Origin of the sequence: Pseudophaeobacter sp., from assembly GCF_039971195.1 — a bacterium.
Taxonomy (GTDB): domain Bacteria; phylum Pseudomonadota; class Alphaproteobacteria; order Rhodobacterales; family Rhodobacteraceae; genus Pseudophaeobacter.
In genome coordinates, this window is the sequence record NZ_JBDWPJ010000005.1 from 1 (window position 1) to 5316 (window position 5316).

Sequence of the window (5316 nt, forward strand, 5' to 3'; positions counted from 1 at the left end):
ACCGCCTGGCATCGTGTGCTGCAATCCTGGCTGCGCGAGGTCCCGGCCTTGATCTATTACTGCTGGCGGCTGCGCCGACTTAGCGGGTGACGGTGACCCGAACATAGTCGTTTTTGCCGTTGTCATAGACCTTGACCCGCACCATGACGCCGCCGCGTACGATATCGCGCCCTGCTGAGGCAGAGATCGACCCGTGTTGGATCATCCGCTCCATGATGGCGCGGTTGCCCTTGTCCTTGAAAATCGGATCCCACTCATCGCCGGGCTGCGAGATGCCAAAACGATGGTAATTGGCCCTGTCCTGGCGCAGGATCTGCCATGGTTCGCTGAGCCGAGCACCTTTGGAATTGTGCAGGTCCGCCTGCCCGATAAAGGCCACGTAATCCGCCAGCAGGTCGTCTGCCAAAGCCGCCGGAGCAGACAGGGAGAGCGCCGTCAGGGCGCCAATAAGTGTTTTTGCAAGTTTCATAAAACAGCTCCTGTAGTCAAATTCGCCAAGATACTTCAGGAGTTTCAGACCGATAGCAAGCCGAACTTGCCGCCTGGCCTGCGACATCTTGCAAAAGAAAAGGGCCCGGCAGGTGCAATTGCGTGCCAGGCCTCCTGTAGAGGCGTCGTTGCCTTCTTCCTGATTGGGGAGGCCGGGGAGGATTAGACCGAGTGGGTCAGCCCGCCATCAACCCGCAGGTTCTGTGCGGTCATATAGCCACCTTGCTCCGAGGCCAGCCAAGAGATCAGCGAAGAGACCTCTTCGGTGCGGCCATAGCGCCCCATGGGGATGCGGGCGCGGCGGTCTTCGGTCTCGGGCAGGCTGTCGATAAACCCTGGCAGGATATTGTTCATGCGCAGGTTCTCTGCCCCATATTTGTCGGCAAACAGCTTGGTGAACCCAGCCAGGCCAGCGCGGAAGATGGCCGAGGTCGGGAACAGCGGATCGGGTTCAAAGGCGGCAAAGGTCGAGATATTGAGGATCGTGCCGCCGCCCTGGGCCTGCATGATTGGGGTAACCAGCCGGGTGGGGCGGATCACGTTCATCAGGTAGACCTCCATGCCCATGTGCCAGTCTTCATCCGGGATTTCCAACACCGGTCCTTTGGGGCCATGGCCGGCAGAATTCACCAGAACATCTACGCGGCCCCAGCGCGACATGGCACCGTCGACCAACTCTTTCAGAGCTTCGGGGGCTAGGTTGGAGCCCGTGACGCCAAAGCCACCCAGCTCTTCGCCAAGCGCCTTGCCCTTGCCGGAAGAAGACAGGACGCCGACTTTGAAACCATCGGCGGCAAGACGACGGGCCGCATCGGCCCCCATGCCGCTGCCGCCGGCGGTGACGAGTGCTACTTTTTCTACAGTCATTGTGATCTCCATTTCCTGTTTGACCTCAACTTAGCAGCAACAATGCGGCGTCGCGATTCAGAATTGATCTTTCGTGACAGTAGAAATACTACTGTACATATGGACGTACTCCCCCCCCTAAATGCGCTGCGCGCCTTTGATGCCGCCGGACGTCATTTGAATTTCACACTGGCCGCACAGGAAATGGGGCTGACCCAGGGGGCGGTGGCGCAACAGGTGCGCCTGCTCGAGGCGCATCTGGGGCTACAACTTTTTGATCGCCAGCCAAAGGGGCTTGCCTTTACCGGACCTGGTCGTGGCTATCATGCGGCGGTGGCCGCCGGTTTTGAGGGGCTGCGGGCCGCAACCCGTGTGCTGCGGCCGGAACCCGGCAAGGTCCTTGTCAGCGTCACCCCAGCCTTTGCTGCCAAATGGCTGATCCCCAATTTGCCGAGCTTTTCACAGGCCCACCCAGAGATCGACCTGCGGGTTATGGCGACAGAAAAACTATCGAGCTTTCACAGTGAGGGGATCAATCTGGCGATCCGCCAGGGCCAGCCGCCCTTTGGCGCGGCACTGGAAGCGACCTGCCTGTTTCGGCAAGAGGTTATCGCTGTGGCCTCACCGCGCCTGACAGGCGTGGAAGGGATGCCTGTCTTGCGGTCACAGCTCTCTGCCCTGCCAAAGCTGCACGACGGCCATGATCTTTGGCCGCAGTTTCTGGCGCAGCTGGGGGTCGAAGATCAGTGCAGTCACGGGCTGCGGCTAAATCAGGTGGCCCTGGCCATTGATGCGGCGATCTCTGGACAGGGAGTAGCCCTGGTGTCCAGGTTTCTGGTGGCCCGTGATCTGGAGGCAGGCACCCTGGTGCAGATTGCAACTGAGGTGTTGGAAGGCGGCAAGGATTTCTATCTGCTGGCCGAGCCGCGCAAAAAGCGCAGCAAGGCAGTAGAGGCGGTGCGCCAATGGCTGATCGCGCAGTCTGACCAGCCGCGGGCCTAAGGTTTCCCAGCCGAAATGTGCTGCCCTTAAGCCTGGCGCATCTCTGCCAGCTGGCCAAGGATATTGGTGAAGTTCTCGACCCCCTGGGCACCGCTGACCAGATGTTTCTGGTCAAAGATCACCGCTGGAACCCCTTGAATGCCCTGGCTGCGCCAGAAGCTCTGCACCTCCCGCACGGGGGCTGCAAAACGTTGATCCTGCAGTACTGCCAAGGCTTCGTTGCGATCCAGGCCAATTCCGGCTGCGATATCTGCCAGAACCGTATCATCCGATAGGTCTCGGTGATGGGTGAAATGGGCGGAAAACAGCGCCTGTTTCAGGTCATGCTTGCGTTCCTGCGTTTCGGCCCAGTGGAGCAGCTGGTGGGTGTTGAAGGTGTTGTGCATCCGCATTTCGGGGTCAAAGCGGAAGTCAAAATCCAGATCCTCGCCCAGTTTGGTCATCTGAGCCCGGTTCTGCTCTGATTGCTCTGGGGTGGCGCCGTATTTCTCGATGATATGTTCACGCAGGTTCTGACCCTCGGCTGGCATATCCGGGTTCAGCTCAAAGGGGTGCCAGTGTAGCTCATAGTCTGTCGAGGTCGCTTCAAGGGCGCTGGCCAATTGGCGATAGCCGATGATGCACCAGGGGCACATGACATCCGAGACCACGTCAATGCGCAGGGGGCTGGCGTCGCTGCTCTGCGTCGGGGTGGGGTCTTGCTCAGTCATAGGGCCGTCCTCTTTGCGATACGCGTCCCGACGACGGTCAGTCTGGCCGCCCCGGTTTCAAGGATCAGAGATAGGGAGGAAGCTTGCCGACTTCCAGAGCCGCCTTGCGCAATCACTTGGATTTGAAGCGGGCGCCAAACAGAAGAGCCAGACAAAAGAAATCCGCGCCACCCAAAGGGCAGCGCGGTGCAAGGCAGTTTCGCCTAGGGTTTTGACTTAGAAGTCGTCCCAGCCCACGGCCTGGGGCAGGGCGGATGCGGGCTCTTCTTCAGCAAAGAAGTCATCCTCTTCTTCGGCGAAATCCCCATGTGCCGATGGGGTCGATGCGGTGGCGGGCGCAGGCGCCGCTGCAACCATGCTTTCTTCACCGATCTTGAAGACCGAGACCTGATTGGCCAACTCGCCAGCGTCATTGCGCAGGATCTGGCTGGCGGCGGTGCTTTCTTCGACCATGGCGGCATTGTGCTGAGTCACGTGATCCAGTTGGGTAACGCCAGTGTTGATCTCCAGCAGGGTTGTGGACTGTTCGTTGGCGCCCTGAGCAATCTCGGCCACATGGTTGGAGATGGTGCCAACCCGGTCGATGATGCTTTCCAGCTCGTTGCCGGCCTTGCCGACAAGGTCCACACCTTTGGACACGTGCTGCGAGCTTTCGGAAATCAGCTGTTTGATCTCCTGTGCCGCATCCGAAGAGCGCTGGGCCAGGGCCCGAACCTCGGAGGCAACCACGGCAAAGCCACGTCCGGCTTCACCGGCCCGGGCAGCTTCCACCCCGGCGTTGAGCGCCAGCAGGTTGGTCTGGAAGGCGATGTCGTCGATCACCGAGATGATCTGCGAAATCTGGTTGGAAGAGGTTTCGATCTCGGACATGGCGTTGACCGCATCGGTCACAACCTGGCCGCTTTGCTTGGCGCCTTCCTGGGCTTCGACAACGATAGTCTCAACCTGTTTGGCGCCATCTGCTGCGGATTTCACGCTCACGGTGAGCTGTTCCATCGCGGCTGCAGTTTCTTCCAGAGTTGCAGCCTGGCTTTCGGTCCGCTGAGACAGGTCGCTGGAGGACTGGCTGATCTCTTCGGCGCTGGCGCGAATGCGGGTGGTGCTTTCGACAACCGCGTTCATGATGCCAACCAGAGTAGTGATGGTTGAGTTATAGTTGGTCCGCAGGCTTTCGTATTCGCCTTTGAACGGCGTGTTGATCGACTGCGTTAGGTCGCCTTCGGACATGCTCTGCAAGGCGCGGTTCAAACGGTCCACAACCTGTTTCTGCGCGACCTGAGCAGCCTGGCGTTCATTTTCAACTTCCTGAGCCGCAGTGAGCTGGGTCTTCAAGTTGTCAATGTTGCGGGCAATGGCGCCCATTTCATCACGGCGGTCCAGAAGTGGAACCGCCTGGCTGTAGTCGCCATCTGCAATCACATTGATGGTGTCGCCAACAGATTTCAGCGGGCGCGACAGGATCCTGCGCAGGGCAACAGCGGACAACAGGCACATGATGACAAAAGCCACGCCGGCAAAAATATGTGTCATCATCTTGTCAGGAGCGGCCTCGGCGAAGGCCCGTTCAGGGGACCAGATCATCGCGATTGATCCAACAACGACACTGCCATCAGCTCCGGCCATGGCTGGCGCGGCAATCAGGTAGCCATCGGCGCTGGTTTCCAAGACGCCGGATTCAGTCGAGGCGACCCCAAGGGCTGTCAGTTCTTCCAGCTCGGCTTCGGTAGCCTCGCCAGCGGTAGCGACGACTTTGCCCTTGCCGTTTACAGCCACGCCAAAAAGTGCGCGGCCTTCAGAAAGTTCAAGGATTTTGGCAATATCGGCAGAGAGACGATCCGAGTCGCCAAAGCGGATGGAACCACCGCTGCGGGCGGCAACTGTGATGGTGACGCCGTTGCCGAGGGTCTGCACGCCTTTTTCGACGGCAGCCTCAAAAGTGTTGTCACTTCTGATGGTGAGCGCGGCGGATACAACCATGGTGGTTGTTGCAATCAGCAAGCAGCACTTCATGAAGACTGACATGCCTTTGAATGGGGATATCGCGGGGATGCGAGCTTTCATTTGGTTACCTTTTGAGTTGTTGGCAGCGAAGCTGCTTGCTGAGTTGGAGTTTACATCAAGGCATCGGCATCGATGCCGACGGTCATGGCGCCAATCGCAGCGCCAGTGGCCGCGTCAACGATGGTGAGAGAGATTTGCGCCTGGTAGCGGCGGCTCGATTCATCCAGTTCGACATCGCCGAAATGGCTGGCATCAACCCCAACACTAT

General features: G+C 59.2%; 5 protein-coding genes. 1 reads left to right on the top strand and 4 read right to left on the bottom strand.

All coding sequences use genetic code 11. From position 1 onward, the window contains the following. Positions 1-79 precede the first annotated feature (79 nt). Positions 80-469 carry a hypothetical protein gene (locus ABJP42_RS00195; RefSeq protein WP_348337856.1) on the bottom strand — a complete coding sequence of 130 codons (390 nt, stop codon included), beginning with the start codon at positions 467-469 and terminating at the stop codon, positions 80-82. A gap of 182 nt (positions 470-651) precedes the next feature. Continuing rightward, entirely contained in the window at positions 652-1356 is a 705-nt protein-coding gene (locus tag ABJP42_RS00200) for an SDR family oxidoreductase (protein ID WP_348337857.1), read from the bottom strand. 99 nt (positions 1357-1455) lie between these two features. Here ABJP42_RS00200 and ABJP42_RS00205 point away from each other — a divergent pair, with 99 nt between their 5' ends. Further along, positions 1456-2337 carry a LysR substrate-binding domain-containing protein gene (locus ABJP42_RS00205; RefSeq protein ID WP_348337858.1) on the top strand — a complete coding sequence of 294 codons (882 nt, stop codon included), beginning with the start codon at positions 1456-1458 and terminating at the stop codon, positions 2335-2337. A 26-nt stretch (positions 2338-2363) separates the two neighbouring features. Here the strand turns inward: ABJP42_RS00205 and ABJP42_RS00210 are convergent, their stop codons facing one another. Beyond that, positions 2364-3047, bottom strand: coding sequence for a DsbA family oxidoreductase (locus ABJP42_RS00210; RefSeq protein ID WP_348337859.1), 684 nt, complete (start codon positions 3045-3047; stop codon positions 2364-2366). 216 nt (positions 3048-3263) lie between these two features. Then, complete coding sequence (locus ABJP42_RS00215) at positions 3264-5108, bottom strand: methyl-accepting chemotaxis protein (RefSeq protein ID WP_490363168.1); 1845 nt, start codon at positions 5106-5108, stop codon at positions 3264-3266. Positions 5109-5316: the final 208 nt, after the last annotated feature.